Source organism: Motiliproteus sp. SC1-56 (assembly GCF_017309075.1).
Taxonomy (GTDB): domain Bacteria; phylum Pseudomonadota; class Gammaproteobacteria; order Pseudomonadales; family Balneatricaceae; genus Motiliproteus.
Map to the genome: position 1 here is coordinate 316,495 of NZ_JAEMGS010000002.1, position 21,285 is coordinate 337,779.

The 21,285-nt window shown below is 60.7% G+C and carries 20 protein-coding genes; 12 read left to right on the forward strand and 8 right to left on the reverse strand.

What is annotated here, in order from left to right; translation table 11 throughout:
• The first annotated feature begins 406 nt into the window (after positions 1–406).
• The 4 genes from JGZ97_RS18440 to JGZ97_RS03355 all read left to right on the forward strand — a co-directional run bounded on the left by JGZ97_RS18440 (position 407) and on the right by JGZ97_RS03355 (position 3,411).
• On the forward strand, positions 407–571 hold the full coding sequence (locus JGZ97_RS18440; RefSeq protein WP_370583991.1) for a phage/plasmid replication protein: 165 nt from the start codon (positions 407–409) through the stop codon (positions 569–571).
• 302 nt (positions 572–873) lie between these two features.
• Positions 874–1,041, forward strand: coding sequence for a hypothetical protein (locus JGZ97_RS03345; protein ID WP_207061176.1), 168 nt, complete (start codon positions 874–876; stop codon positions 1,039–1,041).
• Between the two features lie 778 nt (positions 1,042–1,819).
• The gene (locus JGZ97_RS18445; protein WP_207061249.1) at positions 1,820–1,957 is read left to right on the forward strand and encodes a hypothetical protein; all 138 of its coding nucleotides are present in this window, start codon (positions 1,820–1,822) and stop codon (positions 1,955–1,957) included.
• Between the two features lie 305 nt (positions 1,958–2,262).
• A complete protein-coding gene (locus JGZ97_RS03355; protein ID WP_207061177.1) occupies positions 2,263–3,411 on the forward strand; it encodes a BamA/TamA family outer membrane protein in 1,149 nt (382 codons plus the stop codon).
• Between the two features lie 575 nt (positions 3,412–3,986).
• On the opposite strand, the gene JGZ97_RS03360 is transcribed toward JGZ97_RS03355, so the two are convergent.
• From JGZ97_RS03360 to pedF, 3 genes are all read right to left on the reverse strand, one after another.
• Positions 3,987–5,762 carry a PQQ-dependent methanol/ethanol family dehydrogenase gene (locus JGZ97_RS03360; protein ID WP_207061178.1) on the reverse strand — a complete coding sequence of 592 codons (1,776 nt, stop codon included), beginning with the start codon at positions 5,760–5,762 and terminating at the stop codon, positions 3,987–3,989.
• 353 nt (positions 5,763–6,115) lie between these two features.
• Complete coding sequence (locus JGZ97_RS03365; protein ID WP_207061179.1) at positions 6,116–7,024, reverse strand: ABC transporter substrate-binding protein; 909 nt, start codon at positions 7,022–7,024, stop codon at positions 6,116–6,118.
• A gap of 14 nt (positions 7,025–7,038) precedes the next feature.
• Positions 7,039–7,461 (reverse strand): cytochrome c-550 PedF, encoded by a 423-nt coding sequence (pedF, locus tag JGZ97_RS03370; protein WP_207061180.1) that lies wholly within the window; start codon positions 7,459–7,461, stop codon positions 7,039–7,041.
• Positions 7,462–8,009: 548 nt separating this feature from the next.
• Between pedF and JGZ97_RS03375 the strand changes: the two genes are divergently transcribed.
• From JGZ97_RS03375 to JGZ97_RS03400, 7 genes are read left to right on the forward strand one after another with little or no spacing between them, the layout of a single operon-like run.
• Positions 8,010–9,236 (forward strand): ABC transporter substrate-binding protein, encoded by a 1,227-nt coding sequence (locus tag JGZ97_RS03375; RefSeq protein ID WP_207061181.1) that lies wholly within the window; start codon positions 8,010–8,012, stop codon positions 9,234–9,236.
• The gene (locus tag JGZ97_RS03380) at positions 9,233–10,210 is read left to right on the forward strand and encodes a YVTN family beta-propeller repeat protein (protein ID WP_207061182.1); all 978 of its coding nucleotides are present in this window, start codon (positions 9,233–9,235) and stop codon (positions 10,208–10,210) included. Before JGZ97_RS03375 ends, JGZ97_RS03380 begins: the two co-directional genes overlap by 4 nt.
• A complete protein-coding gene (locus JGZ97_RS03385) occupies positions 10,207–11,028 on the forward strand; it encodes an ATP-binding cassette domain-containing protein (RefSeq protein ID WP_207061183.1) in 822 nt (273 codons plus the stop codon). The genes JGZ97_RS03380 and JGZ97_RS03385 overlap by 4 nt, the downstream gene beginning before the upstream one ends.
• Entirely contained in the window at positions 11,025–11,855 is an 831-nt protein-coding gene (locus tag JGZ97_RS03390) for an ABC transporter permease (protein WP_207061184.1), read from the forward strand. The genes JGZ97_RS03385 and JGZ97_RS03390 overlap by 4 nt, the downstream gene beginning before the upstream one ends.
• Positions 11,856–11,859: 4 nt before the next feature.
• Positions 11,860–12,666, forward strand: a complete 807-nt coding sequence (locus JGZ97_RS03395) for a tetratricopeptide repeat protein (RefSeq protein WP_207061185.1) — start codon at positions 11,860–11,862, stop codon at positions 12,664–12,666.
• Entirely contained in the window at positions 12,663–12,884 is a 222-nt protein-coding gene (locus JGZ97_RS18450) for a hypothetical protein (protein ID WP_370583986.1), read from the forward strand. The genes JGZ97_RS03395 and JGZ97_RS18450 overlap by 4 nt, the downstream gene beginning before the upstream one ends.
• Positions 12,885–12,905: 21 nt before the next feature.
• Positions 12,906–13,568: an EamA family transporter gene (locus JGZ97_RS03400; protein ID WP_370583987.1), complete on the forward strand. Its 663-nt coding sequence runs from the start codon at positions 12,906–12,908 to the stop codon at positions 13,566–13,568.
• Here JGZ97_RS03400 and JGZ97_RS03405 read toward each other — a convergent pair.
• From JGZ97_RS03405 to JGZ97_RS03415, 3 genes are read right to left on the reverse strand one after another with little or no spacing between them, the layout of a single operon-like run.
• Positions 13,494–14,291, reverse strand: coding sequence for an ABC transporter ATP-binding protein (locus JGZ97_RS03405; RefSeq protein ID WP_207061186.1), 798 nt, complete (start codon positions 14,289–14,291; stop codon positions 13,494–13,496). The two genes, JGZ97_RS03400 and JGZ97_RS03405, sit on opposite strands and share 75 nt — an antisense overlap.
• Positions 14,288–15,088: an ABC transporter permease gene (locus tag JGZ97_RS03410; protein ID WP_207061187.1), complete on the reverse strand. Its 801-nt coding sequence runs from the start codon at positions 15,086–15,088 to the stop codon at positions 14,288–14,290. The genes JGZ97_RS03405 and JGZ97_RS03410 overlap by 4 nt, the downstream gene beginning before the upstream one ends.
• A 12-nt stretch (positions 15,089–15,100) precedes the next feature.
• A complete protein-coding gene (locus JGZ97_RS03415; RefSeq protein ID WP_207061188.1) occupies positions 15,101–16,117 on the reverse strand; it encodes an ABC transporter substrate-binding protein in 1,017 nt (338 codons plus the stop codon).
• 307 nt (positions 16,118–16,424) lie between these two features.
• Between JGZ97_RS03415 and JGZ97_RS03420 the strand changes: the two genes are divergently transcribed.
• Positions 16,425–17,090 (forward strand): response regulator transcription factor, encoded by a 666-nt coding sequence (locus tag JGZ97_RS03420; RefSeq protein ID WP_207061250.1) that lies wholly within the window; start codon positions 16,425–16,427, stop codon positions 17,088–17,090.
• Between the two features lie 106 nt (positions 17,091–17,196).
• On the opposite strand, the gene JGZ97_RS03425 is transcribed toward JGZ97_RS03420, so the two are convergent.
• Complete coding sequence (locus JGZ97_RS03425; protein WP_207061189.1) at positions 17,197–19,896, reverse strand: NahK/ErcS family hybrid sensor histidine kinase/response regulator; 2,700 nt, start codon at positions 19,894–19,896, stop codon at positions 17,197–17,199.
• Complete coding sequence (gene nosP, locus JGZ97_RS03430; RefSeq protein WP_370583988.1) at positions 19,889–21,067, reverse strand: nitric oxide-sensing protein NosP; 1,179 nt, start codon at positions 21,065–21,067, stop codon at positions 19,889–19,891. The genes JGZ97_RS03425 and nosP overlap by 8 nt, the downstream gene beginning before the upstream one ends.
• Positions 21,068–21,285 lie beyond the last annotated feature (218 nt).

Consider the following 21,285-nt stretch of genomic DNA (forward strand, 5'->3'; position numbering starts at 1 on the left):
TATAGATTCACTGAGATCGCCGTATCGGCATGCATTTCTCCTTGATCAGTACTCGTGATTCAGTTCACTGGATACTCTGCGGGCTGAACCCATCTTTAATGCGCCCGTCAAATAGCTGGTATCGAAGCTGGTGCGGGAGAGCAGCTCCGCCTTGGCTGGGATGCGCAGCCGGGGTGTCTCAATCTAGAACCGTAGTTAGATTTGGTTTTTAGTGTGCTGATTTAATGGCAATTTCTACCTGACGCGTGATTCAGAAACCCGGGAGCAGGCCGGAAATGCTTGGATCGATGATAGATAGGTGGATGGATGGGCAGGCGACCCTGGCAGTGAAGCACTGGTGGCATTGCCGCAGCAACGCTGACCGATCCGATGCACTGCGACTGATCGGTTAAAACCTGCGTTCACGCTGCCCAAGGCGACGCGTTATTACCATCGCAAAGAACTGCAAGCATGCGGTGTCGATATCGCCATACGGCAGGACAGCGGCGTGAGAACTAATGCCGTGCCACTGGGTGCACCCTTGAGGTGGAGCCGGCCGAAATCCCGTCCTGGGCGTTCTCATAGCGCCTGATCCGCGCATCGGGTACTGATGCTGACCATCACCGGTGACTGAGCAAGGTGCTGCGCGAGCCGTCTACGGATGCCGCACTGAAGAGCTTGTCCCGCAAGCGATCGTCGTTCTGGGGTCGTCACAAGGGCACCAGGACGACGAAATTTACCTGGGGCGTTCCTACGTCAAATAAAGCAGTCAAAGGCCGGAGAGCGCTGCACGGGCGGACGGTGTGTCTCGGTGGCGCTGTACGCGAGCTGCGAGCACCGGTTTCGCAAGTTCAACGCCAAAGGCGAACCTAAAGCCGCCAAATGAGGCTGGCTATGGAAATGGCATCAAGCGTCGAGCTGCTGAACAAGCTGCTCGACATCCAAACCGCGCGCAGGAAGCTGGAGAGCCTGATCTCGGAAGAAGCTGCGCACCAACTGATCGGCCACATCAACCGCGACCTCGACCAACCGGTGCTGAAGTTGCTTGAGGTGCTCGGTTAATCTGATATCAAAATGGTAACAATCCCAATCCCAATCCCAATCCCAATCCCAATCCCAATCCCAATCCCAATCCCAATCCCAATCCCAATCCCAAGCCCTCATGATCGCCAGGCGACCCGTAGAAACGGCGCAACAACGCAAGCCGGGATCGGGGGAGCGTCTGCAGGCGCAAGTCGACTGTATTTAATAGTCGGCTCTTGGTTCGCGGTGGGTTGTTTTTTCTGGTGACGCTGTGCGCATGGAGCGTAACTGAGGTCCCGAAACCCGACCCAAATTCGCGTAGCGTCACGTTCTAAAACCGTATCGGATGACGAGAGGTCGAAGCGCCGCGCCAGCGCCTCCAAAACTCTCCATCCATAACTGCGCATAATCTATATTATGTTAAATCTATAATTATAAAGACCGGCGCTTGGCCGCTGTGCCGTTTGTTTGCGTTCACACCGGTTTTGCGGAATTCGTCCCTGCTCCCCCTTCGTAAGCCCTCATCTGTGCCGATTAAGGCTTGCTCGTAAAGGGGCTGCTGGGGCGTTAATCTGTTGTGACTGGAGCCGTGGCAATCGCTTCGCCTGCCAGGCGATTTGATGACACTGAGTGAGGGCTGGGGTGGTTGCTGTTTAGCGCTTTGCTGTCTTCAAGGAGCAGGAACCATCAGGGCGCCTGCCCCTCTTTGATGCTGGTTGTCCCCGGCCAGCGAATTGAACAACGCTGGCGCCGTAGGGTTGGTACTTGGCGCGCGGGGCTTCAAATAGGGGGCAGCCGTATCCGATGACTTCGGGTTATCAAGGGAAGTTTAACAGTCAGCGCGGAGGATCTTGGAACGGGCGACGGCTTGTCCGTCCAGGATGGAAGTCTGGCTATCATTCGGACTGCGTCAGGCGCGAAGCTCCTTCTGTTCAATATGCCTGATACCCGTTAAGCGCGGTTCTCTCCGGACGTTCGGGATCAAAGACGGTGTGCCGACAAAGCGGCGGGCTCTGGGCTAGACTCATGACGGTCACTACCGAACATGGGCTGCAGCAGAGGATAGCTTTCCACGTGAACTACGCTCCTAATCTCCGCCGGGGGGCAAGGCGAGTCCTCGTCCTGTCAGCCCTGCTGTTGAGTTGTTCTTTCGCCTTCGCTAAGCCGTCCGCCACCAGTAAATATGCGCTTATCGATGCGGATGAAATAACCGACGGCGCCAGTCGGGTGATCCTGCCGTACGCATTCAGCACTGATCGAATGGGTTTGAATTTCGGGCTTGGGGGAATCTGGAGCGGCTACCACCAGCCGCAGATGACCTTTGGTCTTACCGGGTTTGGCGGGGAGGTCAGCGAAGCGATCGGCGGCGGGGTCTGGGACTACCGGGTCCCCTACTCTGATCGCTGGTATTTGAGTCTGTACGGCATGGCCGGCTATTACCCCGATCAGCGCGCTTACACTGCGGTACGTGACGAGTTTGTTTCTGACCGATCCTATCCGGGGAGCAACGACTCCAGCGACAGCCAGTTTATCGAGGCCGATGGCCATTCGAACTTCTGGGACCTGAAGCTTGAATACACCCTGCCGATTGGCGCCGGCGCGCGCCAGGGCGCCTTCGAGTACCGCATGAAAAAAGGGTTGCTGGCGTCCTCTCCGAGCGGTGGAATAAGCTGGAATCCTTTTGAGAGCGGCATCACCACGCTGGTATTGCGCCAGTTCAACCGCTACCAGAGCTATGAAACAGGCGAGCGGGAGGTTGACGGTGCGGTGCACGCCCTTGAGATCGGCCTGCTTTACGACAACACCGATTTTTCGCTCAACCCCTCGACTGGTAGCTCGCAATACCTGGCTGTCAGTCACGATGCGGGCTGGCTCGAGTCCAAGCAGCAGTGGAGCTTTATTCAGGCCGAATGGAGCAAATACCTGCCGATGGGGGAAACCGATGGGGCCCGCCAGCGGGTTCTGGCGTTCAACCTCTGGGCCGCCTATTCGCCGAGCTGGCGAGTCAGCAGCAATGCCGATGGCGAGCATAAAGTAAGCGACGCCCCGCCCTTTAATGAGGGTGCCACCCTCGGTGGCTTCTACCGTATGCGCGGTTACGATCAGAACCGCTTTCACGACAAGGCTGCCCTCTACGGCACGGCGGAGTATCGCTACACCCTCAGATACAACCCGATTCCTCAGATCGACTGGCTCAGGTTTACCCAGGTGCGCTGGTTTCAGCTGGTGGGCTTTGTTGAAGCCGGGCGCGTCGCCCCGCACTTCTCGCTGGGTGATTTCGATGGCGACATCAAAACCGATTACGGCGTGTCTTTGCGTGCCCTGGCAGGCACTACCGTCGTGCGCATGGATCTGGCCCACTCCGACGAGGCGACCAACCTCTGGGTAATGGTTGGACATCCCTTTTAGCAAGGTGGTGCGTGCCTCTCTATCGGTGTCTCCCCTTTTTTTTCGACTTTCCCGTGGCGATAAAAAATACGTATCAAATGATACGTATCGCGTACTAAATGATGATGGTAATTGGCCTGCTAGATGCGGGGCGAACGGCGACACCTGGCATCGATGGGGCCCCGTCAACGCGGTGCGACTTCCCCTGCCCTGCACTCGGCCCTCACGTGCTCACGCTTCCCGATATCGGATTTAACGGCAATGACCTCCCATGCCGTGAGCGGTCGAAAGTGGGTCGGTCAGCGGTGGCGTAATTTTGCCGTCTTAAGCTGCAGTCCTTGGCTGGCCGCCTGTATGTTTCGAGATCTGATTATGGTCTTTTGTTGGCGAAGGTATGATCGTTTGCAGGCTCTTTGGCGACTCGCCTTGAGGTAACATGGTGCATCATTTATGTGTCATAACAAGCTGATTTAAAGGTGTTGTTTATGTGTTTTTTTGGAAGGTCGGCGCTATTGAGCCCGATGAGCAGCGGTTAGATTGGCACCCAAAAAACCGGGCATCGGCCCGGTTTTTTTGGATTACGCTTGGAGCCGTGGTTAGCGGGCTGCCACTGCGTCCTTGGCCGGCAGTTTGAACGTCCAGACCGTGCCACCCTGATTCAGGTGCTTGACCCGTTTCGCCACTTCGCCACCCCACAGGGGAACGGCGCCGCCCCAACCCGAGACCACGGAGATGTACTGCTCGCCGTCCTGTTCCCAGGTGATGGGTGAGCCGACGATACCCGAGCCGGTGTTGAAGCGGTATTTCATCTCACCGGTCTTGGCATCAAAGGCCATCAGAAAACCCTCTGGGTTGCCGGTGAACACCAGTCCGCCAGCGGTTGCCAGCACGCCGCCCCAGAGAGGCGCGTTGTTTTCGTAACGCCAGACCTCCTCCCCGGTTTTAGGATCGATGGCACGCAACACTCCGATGTACGCGTCGTTGATGGGCTTGATGGTAAAACCGGCGCCCAGGTAAGCAGCCCCTTTTTTGTACGCGGTCGGTTCGTTCCAGATATCCATTTCCCATTCGTTGGAGGGCACATAGAAGAGCCCGGTTTCCTGGGAGAACGCCATCGGCATCCAGTTCTTCCCACCCAGGAACGAGGGTGCCGCCACGACAGTACTGCCCTTCTTGCCATCTTCGGCTTCGGTGGGGTTGCCCGGACGGTTCTCGTCGACGTATATCGGACGTCCGTTTTTGTCCAGCCCCTTGGCCCAGGAGATTTTGTCGACAAAGGGGAAGCCGCGGATAAAGTCGCCGTTAGTGCGGTTCAGGACGTAGAAGAAGCCATTCCGGTCGGCGGTGGCCGCCGCTTTCACGGTCTTTCCGCCCTCTTCATAGTCGAAGGCGATCAGCTCGTTCACGCCATCATAGTCCCAGCCATCGTGGGGCGTAGTCTGGAAATGCCAGACAATTTTCCCGGTATCCGGGTCGATCGCCAAGCGGGAGGAGCTGTAAAGGTTGTCTCCCGGACGCAGGTGGGAGTTCCAGGGTGCCGGGTTGCCGGTGCCGAAAAACAGCAGGTCGGTGTCCGGGTCGTAGGTGCCGCCCAACCAAGTAGCCGCCCCACCCGACTTCCATAAATCCCCCGGCCAGCTCTTGCCCGCTTCGCCGCCGGTAATGCCATTCTCCGCGCCATTCAGGTAGCCCATATGACCTTCGACGGTCGGGCGAGTCCAGACGAGCTCGCCGGTCTTGGCGTCATAGGCTTCAACTTTGCCGACAATGCCAAATTCGCCGCCGGAGACACCGGTGATCACCTTGCCCTTGACCACGATCGGTGCCGCGGAGATGGAGTATCCGGCCTTATAGTCAGCCACTGTTTTTTTCCAGACGGTCTTGCCCGTATCCTTGTTCAACGCCACCAATTTGGCATCCAGGGTGCCAAAGATGACCAGGTCGTCGTACAGGGCGACGCCCCGGTTGATCACGTCACAACAGGGCATGATGTTGTCGGGCAGTCGCGCGTCATACTGCCAGAGTTCCTCGCCGGTCTTTATATCGATCGCGAACACCCGTGAGTAAGAGGCCGTCACGTACATCACCCCATCCTTGACGAGAGGCTGGGATTCCTGCCCGCGCTGTTTCTCGCCGCCAAAAGAGAAACCCCAGACGGGCCTCAAGTCCTGGACCGTGTCGGCATTGACCTTATTCAGAGGGCTGAAACGTTGGGCGCGTGGCCCAAGCCCGTTGCTGACCACGTCCGCGGTGGTCTGCTGGTCATTGAGAATATCGCTGTCGGTCACGTTCGCCTGTGCGCTGTTTGCCAGCGCCAGCGCGGCGGCCAGGGTGGTTATTGCAACCCCCGTGCTCAACCCCGTTATGTTCATAGTCGTCTCCTAAACGCTTTGATTTTTATTCGAGTGGGCTGGTTCTAGTCACGGGCCCGCCCTACCGACGTGAGATAAACCTTCACGCGCTACCCTATTTTCCCTCCCTGCTATCGCTAAGCCATTGAACGGAGGGGGTGGTTTTCTAGTCCCTTGGTAGTAATACTCGGCCGGCTGAGGCTTGCGGGGGTTGAACCCTTAAAGGGCGTTCATGGGACGTCAGGGGCGAAATGTCTTGTAACCCGGGGTGTCCGACCGGTGAGACAGGGCCGCTTTTAACGGGCCGGCACCGGTAAGAGTCGCTTGCCCGCGCTGCGCGCAAGTGGCGAAAAGGCAGTGAGCGGGAGGAGCGGTCAGTGCTTTCCCAGCTGGAGGTAATATCCCGGCGGCTCGTAGGCCAGCCCGTAGCGCTCGAACAGATGGGTCATGTCGCCGCTACGAACCGTCTGCTCGATCACGTCTCCCAGGGCATACGCGAGCTGACGGAAATTCTCGCGCACCGCCATGCCCACATCCCAGGTCGGTTTGTAGAGGTTGGGAAAGGGCACCGACAGGCTGGCAATCCTGTCGCTCAGCCGCATTCCCCATTCCACTTCGGCGCGCTGTCCCATAACCGCGGACACCTGGCCGTTGAGCATGCCGTCAATGGCTTCGTCAAAACGCCGGAAGTGGACGACGTTGTGGCGCAGCGCACCGCGAAACGCACCGCTCAGGTAGAGGTCAGGCAAACTGTCTATTTCGACGCCCACCCGGTCATATTGAAAGACGGCCAGGTTTTCAAACGGCGCCATTCTGTCGGCGTGGTAGCCCAGCACCCATTGCTCCTGTTGGTAAGGGGCAAAAAAATGCACCAGGTCATTCATCACCCGCCCGTCCGGGTCCACCTTGTAAGCGAACGCCTTGTCGTAAGGAACCCGCAACATGACATCCGCCACCGGGCGTTTCAGCATGGGTGCCCCCGCCTCGCGCTCAAGAACCGGCCCTTTCCAGATGTAATTGCGCAGGTCGTCATCAAGGCTTTCGTCGGGAGTCATCCAGACCAGTTCCAGCGCGACCCCCAGTTGCTCCGCCAGCAGGGCGGCGATTTCGACATCCACACCCCGGGCGCTGCCCTCCTCAAGAAAGGAGTAAGGCGGATAGCCGCTATAGACCGCCACCTTGAGAAAGCCGCTGGCTATCACGTCATCGTAACTGCGTGCTAGGACCTGTTCGTTGCTCCATGACACCAGCACCAGGGTAAGCAGATAAACCCGAAGCCTCATACTCCCTCCTTGCGCTATTGAACCGCGACGGATTCGAGCCAGCTACGGATTGACCAGAGTGCTTCCTGGCTGAGGAAGTCCGCCATCTTCGGCATATAGGGCACCCCGTTCCGTGTCGCGCCGTTGATCACGCGGTAGGAAAACCATTCATCACCTTCAATACCGGACTCCAGTTCCCGCAGGTCAGGCGCGATTCCCCCGGAAATGGCATCCAGCCCGTGACAGCGTGCGCAGTTCTGGGCATAGGCGGATTTACCGATCTTGATCGCCAGTTCGTTCCCTCGGTAGGGATTCTCGTCGAGCCACTCCTCCCCGAGCGGGTCCAGGCCGCTGACATCGACGCTTTGAGGGGTGACGTCCCCGTGGGCCCAGGCCTGGCTGGACGTGATCAAGGCGAAGGCCAGGCATACCGGCTTTACAGATAGCGAGTTTTTCATCGTATTCACCCACGATTGTTATTTTGCGTTGGTAAAGGGTCCGTAGCCCATTTTAAGAATTGGGTAGCGACAACCCAGAGCACTTTGGTGGGCGCCTTTTCATCCGTTGGTAGTAGACCCTGGGTGTTACTGCACCAGGAAGCCGCCCGACATGCTTGGATACGAGGCCGAGGGAGACAGAGGCGTAACGCCCCGGTTTGACTGGTGGGAAACGGATATCGGGTTTGGCCTTCAAGCGCCAGCTGCACTCGGTTGCCGGCGTTAATTTCCACTCCCCGGGCCTCCACCTTGGGCAAAAAAACCAGGCGAAGAATCCCGGGGGCTCAAGGTGTACGCCTCCCGCCCTCTCCGTTCAGCCGGCTCATTGGCAGTGGCCAATAGCAGCGGATGAGGGGCGTCAGATTGCAGCTGCCACTCATGGTCGGTGGGGAGGCCTCGCCGCCCAGAAATAGTACTAGAGGAGTAATTTAACGGTACTTATTGCATATTTCGGCCCATCGCCCGGGGCGCCAGAATGGGGTCGAAGACGAACAGCCGGAGCGACAGCTATGCAGCAGAAGGGGCAGTCAACAGCCAGTGCTAAGGGCTCCGTGCTGCTCTGCCTGCTGTCATGCGCGATCCTGCTTTTCGCCCCCTGGAGCGCGGCAGAAAACGCAGCCCTTCGGGTTCAGGTCGGTTACCTGGAGCTGCTCGAAGAGCAGCCTCCTCTGCTCTCGAACGTTCTGCCAGAACCCCGGGACAGAGGATTGCAGGGCGCCAGGCTTGGCATCGCTGACAACAACGCTGGCGGACGCTTTCTCGGTCAACAGTTTGAACTGTTGAACTTCCGGTCCGACTCCCCCAACGCCCTGATTGAGCGACTGGACCAGTGGGTCAGCGCGGGCGTCTCTGTGGTGGTTGCCAACCTCCCCGCGCCGCTGCTGAGCGACCTGGCGCAACGTTACAGCACCGAGCAGCTACTGCTCTTTAACGCCGGCTCGGCCGACAACGCGCTGCGAAGTCAGCAGTGCCTGGCCAATGTGCTCCACACGTTACCCAGCCGGGCGATGCTGACCGACGCCCTGGGCCAGTGGCTGACCCAGAAAAAACTTCGGCGCTGGCTGGTCGTTGAGGGTGCCCGCCCGGCCGACCAGGAGTACGTCCAGTCCCTGCAACGCACCGCACAGCGTTACGGCAGCAAAATCGTCGCCCGCAAGCGCTGGCGCTTTGATTCGGACCTGCGTCGCAGCGCCCAACGGGAGGTGCCGCTCTTTACCCAGGCCGGGGACTATGACGCGGTGGTGGTGGCGGACGAGCTGGGGGATTTCGGCGAATTCCTGCTGTACAACACCTGGCTACCCCGCCCGGTGGTTGGCACCCAGGGGTTGACCCCGGTCGCCTGGCACCGGGTGGTGGAACAATGGGGGGCGGCCCAGCTGCAACGGCGGTTCGACCGGCAGGCCGGCCGCTGGATGAGCAGCGTCGATTACGCGGCCTGGGCCGCGGTACGCAGCGTTGGCGAAGCGGTGGCCGCGGTTGGGCAAACAGACGCCGGCACGTTGCGGCAGCACCTGCTCAGCGACGGCTTCCAGCTGGGCGGGTTCAAAGGCCGTAAACTCAGCTACCGACCCTGGAATGGCCAGTTGCGCCAGCCCATTGCGCTGGTGCACCCACGGGCCCTCGTTTCCCAGTCCCCGCAGGAAGGATTTCTGCACCCACAGAACGAACTGGACACCCTGGGGTTTGACCGCCCGGAGAGCCAGTGCCAAGACCTGTTAGCCGGAGCCCGCCGATGAAAACCTGCAACCCGCCGCTGTTGGCGGCTGTCGTCACGTTCTCGAGTCTGTTCGCGCCCCTCAGTCAGGCCTCGATCGCGTATGTTTCCAATGAAAAGGACAACACCCTGTCGCTGATAGACTTGGACACCCTGGAGGTGGTTGAAACCATCGACGTGGGGCAGCGGCCGCGGGGAATTACCTTCAACAAGGATTTCAGCAAACTGTATATCTGCGCCAGCGACGACGACACCGTGCAGGTCATGGATACCGGATCCCACCGGATCATCGGCGAACTGCCCTCCGGGGAGGATCCGGAACAGTTCGCCCTGCACCCGGACGACCGGCACCTGTACATCGCCAATGAGGACGATGCGCTGGTGACCGTGGTCGATGCCGAGCGCTCAACGGTCATCGCCCAGATCGATGTGGGTGTGGAGCCCGAGGGAATGGCCGTCAGCCCGAGGGGTGACCTGGCTATCAACACCTCCGAAACCACCAGCATGCTTCACTGGATCGATACCCGAACCCACGAGGTGGTCCATAACACCCGGGTTGAACAACGCCCGCGCCATGTGGAATTCACCCGCGACGGAAGCCGCTTCTGGGCGAGCTCTGAAATCGGTGGGTCGGTGGTGGTGGTGGATGTCGACAGCCGACAGGTCATCAAAACCCTGAGATTCCAAATCCGCGGTGTGCACCCGGACAAGGTGCAGCCGGTGGGGGTCAAGCTGACCGACGATGGAAAGTATGCCTTCGTCGCCCTGGGGCCGGCCAACCATGTGGCGGTGGTAGACGCCCGGACGTTCGAGGTGCTCGACTACCTGCTGGTGGGGCGCCGGGTCTGGCATATGGCATTCAACCCACAGCAGACGCTGTTGCTGACCACCAACGGGGTCAGCGGTGATATCTCGGTGATCGATGTCGACGCCATGAAAGTAACCCGTTCGGTCAAGGTTGGCCGCTATCCCTGGGGGGTGGCCGTTAAACCATGACGCCCGACGCGAACCTCCTGCCCCGGATCACCCCCCTGCTTGAAGTCGAGCAGTTGCGGTTCGCCTATGGTGCAGGCGGCCCCAGGGCGCTGGACGGGGTGAGCTTCACGTTGCAGCCGGGCCAGTTCCATGCGCTGCTGGGACCGAATGGCGCCGGTAAAAGCACCCTTTTCGGCCTTATCAGCCGGTTGCTGACCATCCAACGGGGGGATATTCGACTGGCGGGTGCCAGTTTGCAGCGCGCCCCCGCCAGGGTGCTTCAAGAGGTTGGCACGGTATTCCAGCAAAGCACGCTGGATCTGGATCTGACTGTGGAGGATAACCTCCGTTACCACGCCAGTCTTCACGGGATCGGCGGCGCCGTCTGTGCGTCCCGCATCGAGACAGAGCTGGCGCGGCTTGAACTGGCCGCTCAGCGCAAGACCCGGGTGCGGCAGCTGAACGGCGGCCACCGGCGCCGGGTCGAAATCGCCAGGGCGTTGCTGCACCGGCCCCGTCTGCTGCTGCTGGACGAGGCCACGTCCGGGCTCGACAAGCGGGCCAGGGACGCGATCATTCGACATATTCGAAGGCTGTGCTCGGATCGCGGGGTCGGGGTGCTTTGGGCCACCCACCTGATCGAAGAGGTTCAGTCCCGTGACCCGGTCACCCTGCTCTACCAGGGCCGGGTGCTGGCCGACGACACCGCCCTGCAGATCTGCCGCGACAGCCGCCGGGCAACCCTGGTCGAGGCCTTTGAAACCCTTACCGAACGCCGTCCGACCCCGGTCGAGTCCGACGAAGGGACGGCGTATTCCACGGAGGCGCTGTCCACATGATAACGGCTCGCCCTGCAGCCCCCGCCTTGGGACTGCAGGCTTACCACACCGCCTTTCGCGGCATTCTTTACCGCGAACTGTTGCGCTTCATCCATCAGCGCAGCCGCTTTTTTAGCGCCCTGGTGCGCCCACTGGTCTGGCTCGCGGTGTTTGCCGCCGGTTTTCGTGCGGCGTTGGGTATCTCGATCATCGAACCCTACGGCACATACATCACCTACGAGGTCTACATTGCGCCGGGGCTGGTGGCGATGGTGTTGCTGTTCAACGCGATGCAAAGTTCCCTGTCGATGGTCTACGATCGGGAAATGGGGGGCATGCGCGTGCTGTTGATGAGCCCTCTTCCCCGCGGCTACCTGCTGTTGTGCAAGCTGCTGGCCAGTGCTTTGGTGTCCGTGCCCCAGGTATACGCCTTCCTCGCCGTCGCCTGGTGGTTTGGGGTGGAGCCGCCGCTAGTCGGCTATTTCTGGCTGTTGCCGGCCCTGCTGCTCTGTGCCCTGCTGCTGGGGGCCTTAGGGCTGTTTATCTCGACCTTTATTCGGCAGCTGGAGAATTTCGCCGGCGTGATGAATTTCGTGATCTTTCCGATGTTCTTCATCTCATCCGCCCTCTACCCCCTGTGGAAAATGCAAGAAGCCGGCGAGCTGTTGTATCGCCTGTGCCAGTTGAACCCGTTCACCTATTGTGTCGAGCTGATCCGCTTTGCGCTCTACGGGAAGCTCAACGCACAGGCGCTGCTTGTCGTCAGTGTCACGGCACTGCTGCTGGTGCTGATGGCGGTGCTCGCCTTCAACCCGCAGCGTGGTATGACGCGCGCAGGCAAGGCGTGAATTGATGTCACTCGGAAAGCCGGCAATCCTGGCGTTCATCGGCTTAACCGCGGCTCGTAGCCTGATCGCCAGTCCCCTGCCTGAAGGCTTTGCGGATGCACAGCCAAGGGTCCAGCTTTACATGGCCTACGCCCAGTTCAAAATGGCCAATTACACCGAAGCGGAAACCATGTGGCGTCACGTCAAGGGGCCGGCCAGGGCCGAAGCTGCGTTTAATTTGGGCATACTCTATGAGCAGGGGCTGGGGGTGAAGGCCGACATGGCGCAGGCGTTGCGTTTTTACCGTCAGGGGGCCGAAGCAGGCAGCCGGGCGGCGGCCTACCAACTGGGGCTGATTTACCTGGAGCACAGCGAATTTCGCGACCGCCAACAGGCCGAACACTGGCTTAGTGTCGCAGCGCTGGACGGCGACAGCGATGCCGCCGCGCTGTTACAACAACTGGATAACAGCAGCGCGCCAAACGATCCTATGGACGAGGTCCGAATTCTGCTGGTCCGGGGTGAGGTCGAGCAGGCACTGATGCAATTAACTCAGATGGCCCAGGCCATGCCGCCGGACTACCGCGCCGTTACCCGCCTGGCCTGGTTGTATGAAACAGGCCTCGGGGTGGAGCGGAACATCGAAACGGCCGCCCGCCTGTTCCGTCAGGCGGCAGAGGCCGGCATCGCCGAGGCGCAGTATGCCCTGGCGCTGATGCTGCAAACCGGGGTCGGCCAAGCCCAGAATCTGGAACAGGCCAGCTACTGGTTGCGGCAGTCGGCGGCCCAGGGCTACCCGCCGGCGGTACGAAAAACGGAGGCCGCCAATTGACGGGGCAGACCGGGAACGCTGTTGAAAGTAAGCCGAGGCCCGCCTCTTCGCTGACCCTGCTGGTGCTCACCGCCCTCGCGCTGCTTGCTTTTGCCGGCAACTCGGTGCTTTGCCGGCTGGCGTTGAGCGACCGCTCAGGCGCAGCGGCGATGGATGCTGCCAGCTTCACCTTGATTCGGCTCGGCTCGGGAGCCCTGGTGTTGCTGCTGTTGACCTAATGGCAGCGCCCTTCCCGGCCGGTGAGCCTGCGGACGCACGGCAGCTGGCGGGCGGCGGCGTTACTGTTCGGCTACGCCGCTTGCTTCTCTTACGCCTATAACAGCCTGGATACAGCCACCGGCGCACTGATCCTGTTTGGGGCCGTGCAGTTAAGCATGATCCTCACCACCCTGTTCAAGGGTGGCCGCCTGCGATCCGCGGAGTGGATGGGCCTGGGGCTGGCGCTTTCCGGGCTGACCTATCTGCTGTTGCCGGGACTGCAGGCCCCGCCCCTGACCGGCTTTGCGCTGATGGCCGCGGCCGGCGCCGCCTGGGGAGGGTATACCCTGAAGGGTAAAGGATCTTCCAGTCCGCTGGCAGATACGACCTCGAACTTTATTCGCGCCCTGCCCCTGGCCCTGTTACTGCTGCCCTGGGCCCTCTGGCAAGGGCAGCTGTCCATCGCCGGCGTCCTGCTGGCGACGGCATCCGGGGGACTGGCCTCGGCGATCGGTTACTGCATCTGGTACCGCGCACTGGCGGGTCTGTCGGTCACCCAGGCGGGCGTTGTTCAGCTCTCGGTGCCGTTGATTGCGGCAGCCGGCGGGCTGCTGTTCGCGGGAGAGTCCTTAAGCGGGCGCCTGCTGATTGCCGGCGCGCTGATACTCGGTGGCATCGGGCTGACACTGCTCAAGCGCCGCTGAGGGGCGCGCTGCCTCTGTGCGTGGATAGCGATGCAACAACTTTCGCTCTTCCTGCTCGATATAGCGCCTTGAGCGCTGCTCGGGGGGGCGATCTCCCTGCCACTGATGCAACACCCGGGTTGGGCTCCCCCCCAGGACCAGGATTCGGTCGGCCAATTGAACCGCTTCGCGCAGGTCGTGGGTGACAAGCAGAATGGAGCGGTCGTGCCGCCGCCGGCGCAATGCCTGAATCCGTTGCCGCATTTCCGCCGCCGTCGGCGGATCCAGCGAGACAAAGGGTTCATCCATCAAGATCAGGCCCGGATCGATAATCAGGCACCGGGCCAGCGCCGCTCGCCGGGCCATTCCCAGGGATAAGCGATTGGGGTAGCTGTCGATATACTCGCCTAAACCCATCTGGGCCAACAGTGGCGCTATCCGGTGGTAGTGTTCCGGGTCCACGACCAGCTGCAGATTCTGCCTGAGGGTACGCCAGGGCAGTAGCCGTGGCTGCTGAAACATGTAACCAACCGCCGGACCGTCGACTGATGGTCCCGCCCGCGGACCCGTTAACGTCCCGGCGTAGTCCGTGTCGAGGCCCGCGATAATGTTCAGCAGCGTGGTTTTGCCGCAGCCGGAGGGGCCCAGCAGGCAGAGCAGCTCGCCGGGGGCTACCCGGATATCAAACGCTTCGAACAGCCGGCGGGCCCCATAGTCTTTGGCGTCCACCTGTAAGCGGATCATTGCCCGCCTGCCTCGCGCCAACGCCGCTGGCGCTGTTCAGCCGGGCGCAGCACAAACCACTCTACCGCCTGCACGATGAGAATAAAGGCTAGGCTGTAGGCCAGGATGACGGGCACGTCGAACATCTGAAACGCGAGATGGAGCTGAAACCCCACGCCATCGCTGCGTCCAAGCAGTTCAACGACTAGCACGATTTTCCAGATCAGCGCGAGCCCGGAACGGGAGGCGATCAGAAAGTAAGGGGCCAGCTGCGGTAACAGAATCTCCCGCAGCCGCCGGTATCCTGATACGCGGTAGACCCGGGCCAGTTCGGTCAGCTGCGGATCGAGGCAGCGCGCCCCCTCGCGCAGGGTCACGGCGACATTCGGCACCTTGTTGATCACCACCGCCACAATGGCGGCGAACTCTCCCATCCCCAGCCAGATGTAGAGCAACAGGATAACCACGAGGGCCGGAATATTGAGCAGCACGACCAGCAGCGGGTCCAGCAATCGGTTGGCCCGAGGGTAGATGCCCATAGACATCCCCAGTAGCGTTCCCAGCAGCATGGCGAGGCTGAAGCTGATCAGGACCCGGCCCAGGGTCGCCCCCAGGTGTTGGGATAGTTCGCCGCTGAGGGTGTGCTGCCAGAGGGTCGCCAGCACCTGTTCGGGGGTGGGAAGTAACGGTTGGGACAGGCGCAGCGCCAGCCCCTGCCACAGAACCGCCAGCAGCACCATCAACAACGCCGGAGCCGCCGGGTTGAGCCGTGCCAGCGCCTTTCGTGGCGCGCTGAACTGGCTGGCAGAGGCGCTCATCACCGGAGCTCGTCACTCGGCGTCGGCGAGCCAGAATCCCGCTGGATCAAGCCGCTCAGCATCGCCCATCAACTGCTCGCCGCCGATACGGTAAAGCAAGGCGAACATTTTGGCGGCATCAGCGACCTGTTCCGGGCTCAGGGGCTTGGGGCGCCCGGCGAGATACCCTTGCTTGAGTTGTTCGAAGCTGGCCTCATCGTCGGCGCGCATCAGCGGGCGGATCGCAGCCCAGGCCTCGGGTTGGTGTTGCAGAAGGTTCTTGGCGTCTTCCGATGCCCGCACCAGCCCCCTTACCCGCTCCGGGTAGCGCTCAGCCCAGGACTGATGGAAGACATAACCGAGCATGGGCAGTTCGCTGTTCAGCCCCAGCTCCCGACTTACCTGCTTCAGGTCCGTAAAAACCGGGTAGCCCTGGGCCTTAAGCCGTGCGCCAAAGTGCCAGAAGGTCACCAGTGCATCCAGTTGACCGCGTTCGAGGGCGGCATTGAGCAACGGCGGCGCACCGAACTGCTGCTCGGTTGCTTGCTTGAGGTCCAGCCCCTGCTGTAGGGCACGCGCCTGCAGCAGCAGCCAGCCTTTGCTCGTCGGCCCCCCGGCGATGCCGATCCGCTTGCCGGCCAGGTCGGCTAAGGACTCAACCTGCACCCCCTTGGCCAGCAATACCTCACCGATGGCATTGGAGAAAGGCACGAACTGCAGTTGCTGCCCCTGCTGGCGCTGGCGACTGACCCAGATCCAGTCGGCCACGATCACATCCGCGGCCCCGCTAAGCAGTGCGGTGCGGGTGGCACTCATCCCTGCCAGCAGCGAGACCTGCAGGTCAATGCCGTGCCGCTGATCAAAGCCTTGGCGTTTCAGTGTTTCCAGCTCCCAGTTGAGGGTGCCGAATTTCAATGCCGCCACCCGCACCGGCGCCGCCTGCGCGTTTGCCAGGGATGAACACAGCCAGACGAGCAGCAACGCCATTACCCGGGAAACGCTCATCCGGGTAGAAGGCAAGAGTGATCCAGTTCGGGGCAGCGCGTTCATCGGGCTTCTCCATATCGGTTAAAACGGATGGTTTAAACCTTACCGGCCCCGGCTGAACGCCAGACATTGTACTTTCGACCCCTTTTTTGAGGCCCAAGGTAGCATTACTACTTTGTGACAGTGGCGCTTTAATTAACGGCACATAACAATAAAGGGGATACCCACGATGCAGTCGCTGAACGTTCGGTCTGAACCGGTTACAGGGACGGCTTGCCTCAGCGCCGAGGGCCCTTCGGGCAGCCCTGTGACGGGTCAAAATAATACTGGGGATCCACAGCACAATAAGAATTCACGGATGGAGTACAACGTGTACAAACTGCTGATCGCGGATGACCACCCGCTGTTTCGCGAGGCGATAGCGGATGTGATCCGCGCCCGCTATGCGGATGCCGACATCCTCCAGGCCGAGGATCTTGAGAGCGCCGCCGAGCAGGCCGAGGCGCACGACGACCTTGACCTGATACTGCTTGATCTGAATATGCCCGGGATGCATGGACTTAACGGCTTGATGCAGCTGCGCAACGAGGCGCCCACCATCCCGGTGGTGATCATTTCAGCAGAAGAAGACAAGAACACCGTACTGCAGGCCATGACCTACGGCGCGGTCGGGTTTATCATCAAATCCCTGCCCCGCGACAAGATGACCCAGGCGCTGGAGCAGGTGCTGGCCGGCCAGGTCTACCTGCCTTCAGACGTCATCCGTTCATCCGGGAGCAGTTCAAGTCGTCGTCGGCAGGATGAAAACCAGATTCCTCCGGAGATGCTCAACAGCCTGACCCGGCGTCAACTGCTGGTCCTGGAACGCATGGCCAGCGGCGAATCCAACAAGCAGATCGCTTACAACCTCTGTATCGCTGAAACCACGGTCAAGGCGCACGTATCGGCCATCCTGCGCAAGCTCAACGTTCACAACCGCATTCAGGCGGTGCTGTCCGCGGGCAATATCGACTTCAATCAGTACCTTAAACGATAGCTCTATGCTGTTGTTTTATGGCTTAATATTTAGCCGTGCCGGCCGATCATCGGCTAGACCGAATCGCTAGCTAGACCCGGCCGGCAGAAGGTTCAGCCAAAACCCGTTAACGGCCCGGGTGCCTATCGGAGTCCTTGCCTTTTTGCAGCAGGTGCTCAAGCGTTGTTTTTAGCCGGGCCGGGCGCACCGGCTTATTCATCAGCTGGTAACCCAGGGCTCGCACCTGCTGTTTCAGATCGTTACTGTAGTTGGCGGTGATCATCAGCACAGGGGCGTCAATGGCCAGCTCGGTGCGCATTCGCCTGACGGCTTCCAGGCCGGTGCGCTGATCGTCCAGGTGGTAATCAACCACCACCAGATCAAACGTACCCTCCTTTTCTGCGAGCTGGCGACACAGGTCGGGGTAGCTCAGCGCCGTGGTCACGCGGCAGCCCCAGCCCTCGAGCAACAAGCGCATCGCTTCGCAAATAGACTGTTCATTGTCGATTACCAGCACCCGACTGCCCTCGAGGCGCTGGTTGCAGAGCCGCTGAAGCGGGGTCTGCGCGGCGGCGAACGCACCGGCAGGCTCCGGGGACGCCGCTCCGTAGGGTACCAGCACAGAGAAACAGGACCCCTTGCCAGGCGTCGAGCGGACAATCACCGGGTGGTCGAGGATGCGGGAGACCTTATCCACGATAGCCAAGCCCAAGCCCAAACCCCGGTCCTTGGCGGAGTTGTTTTGCTGCACCCGGTTAAACTCCTGGAAGATTTCCCCGAGCTTATCCTCGGCGATACCGATCCCCGTATCCCAGACCTGAATCAACAGACCACCGGCTTGGCGTCGACACCCGAGGGTCACCCGGCCTTCGGGGGTATACCGCAGGGCATTGCTCAGAAAGTTTCGCAGGATGCGGGCCAACAGCTGACTGTCAGTGGCAATGCTGGCGCTGGAGGGAACCCAGCTAAAACGCAGCGCACCCTGCCCGGCCAGGGTCTGGAATTCATTGGCCAGGTTTGCAAGCAGGCGGTTGGCACTGAACGCGGTGATATCCGGTTTTACTACGCCGGCGTCCAGCTTGGAGATGTCCACCAGCGCCGCCAACAGACTCTCCACGTCCTCTAGCGAGTAGTTCAAGGACTGGACCAGCCCCCGGGTTTTTTCTCCTAGCGGGTGCTCCAGCAATGACGCCGCGAACAGGCGGCCGGCGTTCATCGGCTGCAGCAAATCGTGGCTGGCGGCGGCCAGAAATTTGGTTTTTGAATAGTTGGCCTGCTCCGCCTCCCTGCGCGCTTCGATCAAACGGGCTTCCACCTGCCTGCGCTCGTCAATTTCCCGGACCAGGCGCCGATTCACTGCGGTCAACTCGGCGGTCCGTTCCTCAACCCGGTGTTCCAGGTTCTGGTGGGACTGTTCCAGGGCGTCCGCATTGCGACGCTGTTCGGTGATGTCTTGGACCAGCACGTAAAAGCCGTGTACCTCGCCTTGGGGGTCGACCTGGGGGACGTAGCTCTTGATGACATGACGGCTTTGCCCGTCATGGGTTTGCTCGTCAATCTCGAAAGAGACCCGCTGCCCTGTCAGGGCCTGGCGGACGAACGGCAGCAGTTGTTGCAGCCGCTCCTCCGGCACCACTTCGTCGAGCCTTCGACCAAAAATCTCTTCACGCCCCCAGCCATACCAGTTTTCATACGCCCGGTTGGTAAAGGTGAAGGTCAGTTCCCGATCAACAAAGGCGATCAATGCAGGGACGGCATCGGTGATCAGACGGATACGCCTTTCGCTGGCGGCCAGCGCGGCCACCGCCCGACTGCGTTCGCTGATATCGGTGTAGGTGTTGACGAACCCGCCACTGGGCAGCGCGTGGCTGCAGATCTCCAAGATACGGCCATCACTCAAGTATTGCTCGTGCTGCAGGCAGGCCCGGGCATCGGGGGTTAAAGCGCAGACTTCGGTGTCGGCCATGACCCGATCAAAGGCGTCACCCGGGCGAAGCCGGTCACTGTCCACCCCCGTCAGGTCGCAGAAATGGCTGTTCCAGGCCTCGAGCTGGTTATGTTGGTTAACCAGCACAACACTTTGCGACAGGTTGTCCAGGGTGTGCTGCAACACCTTGGATTTATGAGCCAAGGCGCGCTCGCGAACCGCTCGTTCATTCTCGATCAATGCGGTGATGTCCTTGTAGAGCACCACCAGGCCGCCGTCACCGGTGTCCCGCTGGCTGACCTGCAGCCAGCTGCCACTGCGCATTCGAAATACCTTTCCATCGCCCAGCGGCGTGCCGCTGGCGGCGAGGCCGTCGCTGTAGTACCGCTCGATCAGGCGCTTGCTCTTGGCCAGGGCCATGATTTCGTCGATATGGACCCCGGGGCGAATTTCCACGCCGGAGGCTTGCCAGAACTTGAGAAAGTTGGAGTTGGCCAGCAGCAAGCGCCGGTCCCTGCCGTAAAGAACAAAGGCGTCGGAAATGCTTTCGATCGCTTCCTGCAGATTCCGGTGGGCCCGCCCCGCTTCGGCGCTGGCCTGTTTGAGCGCCTGGTTGCTCTGCTTCACCTCAGCCAGGGCGCAGTTCAGCGCATGGGTGCGCTCGCGCACCTGTTCGGCCAGAAATACCGCATGCTCGAAGTGACCGTAGGCTCCTTCCTGTTGGTTGACCCCGGACTCGACCCGCTCCATCAACGCGCTGTTGATCTTACGCAGCTTCTGGTTTTCCGCCCGCAACTGGCTAAGCTGCCGTTGCAACTGCGCCTGCGACGAAGATTCCGAGACCGCCCCCTGCTCCGACAGCGGCGGGCTCTCGGCCTCGGCCTTGAGCAACTCAACCATTGCGAACGCCTCCCCCGATAGCGACACCGGTGAAAGTCTGGTTGAGGTGCAAACCGTCGTATTGCTCGCCGTAAGTGTTGAATCCGATGACCCGGTTTTCGCACAGCACCCGGGATATGGGCAGGTTCAGCTGCCGTTGGTCGGATTCGAGACGCCGAAATATGCAGTCGTAACCGATCACCAGGCTGGGCTTGCCGATTTTGCTGCGAATGCCCTTGAACAAGTGTTCCAACCCCTGGACCAAGTCACCACAGCGCGCCCGCGTCAGCACGATGCCGGTCTCAACAGCGCAGTAAAACGTCAGGCTCAAATCCGGGTTGACCTTCTGGATGGCCCTTGAAAAGTATCGCTCGCCGACTTTCACGGCCAGGGGGTTGAGGGCAAAGACGCTGGAGTCCAGCTGCTCCACGCTAAGGTTCAGGGCCTGCGCATATTCCTGTGCGGCAGGCATCGCATTAAGCTCCAGCACCCGGCGAGTGGCGCTGTCGGCCGCAGTCACCACCAGCTTGTCCTGTGTCGCCTGCAGGTGATCGATGCTGAACACCTCGAAGCTGCAGCGGGTATTTACCAGCACCAGAATCGCGGCATCCGAATGAAACTGCCCCTCGTAGTAAACGTGGGTATCCCTGAAGTGCAGGTCATCCCCCGCCGAGCCGCCGAGCAGCGGCACGCTGCCCAGATGGGCGCTGAGCACATTAAGCAACTGCTCTTCCCGAACCGAGAGCCCGTCAAGCAGCGCCAGGGCAAATGAGTGTCCCTTGATGGGGGCGACCTGCTTGGCCTTGCACCCATCCAGCACACCGTGCACCAGCGCCTGGGCATCGGAAAAACTGAAATCGGCCAGATCCCGGAACAGGGCGGTCTCGATCGCAAAATAGCGCGCGTCGAAACCGATAGCGGTGATGCTGCCACTGGTGTAACCCGATTCACAGATTTCCCCTGCCGTGGTGCAGCCCACCAGGGGGATGTTGCCGAAACGGCGTCGCAGGGCACTGGATAGATCATCCAGGTCGTAGTGTGTCGCGCAGAAGAAAAGCACCAGGCTCAGGGGCTTTACCGCCAGCTCCCGGTAAAGTGTCGCGGCGGCCGCCTCGACATCGGCATCGTGACTGACGCTGGTGACGACCGGTTGATGCACGGCTTGGGCAGGATTGGATTTGGCGGTTAGCACCTCGACCCCCAACGGATTCGTTTACATGAAGCCATTTTAGGGAGCGCCAGATTGCGCAGAAATAGTACTTCCGACCCCTTTCCCAGCGACCTAAGCAGGGGGTGTTTCAGGAGGCGGACGTACTCGGTCATCCATCCGCCTCCGCGCCTTTTGCGACCGCCTGCTTGCCTCCAGTGCCAGAGGCCGCCCCACGGCATATTGTCCGTTGGCACCTTAGT

Bases quoted from the DNA above. Each gene is read 5' to 3' on its own strand.
- JGZ97_RS03365 (WP_207061179.1), bottom strand. From the start codon at position 7,024: ATGAGGCTTCGGGTTTATCTGCTTACCCTGGTGCTGGTGTCATGGAGC.
- JGZ97_RS03380 (WP_207061182.1), top strand. From the start codon at position 9,233: ATGAAAACCTGCAACCCGCCGCTGTTGGCGGCTGTCGTCACGTTCTCG.
- JGZ97_RS03415 (WP_207061188.1), bottom strand. From the start codon at position 16,117: ATGAACGCGCTGCCCCGAACTGGATCACTCTTGCCTTCTACCCGGATG.
- JGZ97_RS03375 (WP_207061181.1), top strand. From the start codon at position 8,010: ATGCAGCAGAAGGGGCAGTCAACAGCCAGTGCTAAGGGCTCCGTGCTG.
- JGZ97_RS03405 (WP_207061186.1), bottom strand. From the start codon at position 14,291: ATGATCCGCTTACAGGTGGACGCCAAAGACTATGGGGCCCGCCGGCTG.
- JGZ97_RS03395 (WP_207061185.1), top strand. From the start codon at position 11,860: ATGTCACTCGGAAAGCCGGCAATCCTGGCGTTCATCGGCTTAACCGCG.
- JGZ97_RS03410 (WP_207061187.1), bottom strand. From the start codon at position 15,088: ATGAGCGCCTCTGCCAGCCAGTTCAGCGCGCCACGAAAGGCGCTGGCA.
- JGZ97_RS03425 (WP_207061189.1), bottom strand. From the start codon at position 19,896: ATGGTTGAGTTGCTCAAGGCCGAGGCCGAGAGCCCGCCGCTGTCGGAG.
- JGZ97_RS03360 (WP_207061178.1), bottom strand. From the start codon at position 5,762: ATGAACATAACGGGGTTGAGCACGGGGGTTGCAATAACCACCCTGGCC.
- JGZ97_RS03355 (WP_207061177.1), top strand. From the start codon at position 2,263: ATGGGTTTGAATTTCGGGCTTGGGGGAATCTGGAGCGGCTACCACCAG.
- pedF (WP_207061180.1), bottom strand. From the start codon at position 7,461: ATGAAAAACTCGCTATCTGTAAAGCCGGTATGCCTGGCCTTCGCCTTG.
- JGZ97_RS03345 (WP_207061176.1), top strand. From the start codon at position 874: ATGGAAATGGCATCAAGCGTCGAGCTGCTGAACAAGCTGCTCGACATC.
- JGZ97_RS03390 (WP_207061184.1), top strand. From the start codon at position 11,025: ATGATAACGGCTCGCCCTGCAGCCCCCGCCTTGGGACTGCAGGCTTAC.
- JGZ97_RS03385 (WP_207061183.1), top strand. From the start codon at position 10,207: ATGACGCCCGACGCGAACCTCCTGCCCCGGATCACCCCCCTGCTTGAA.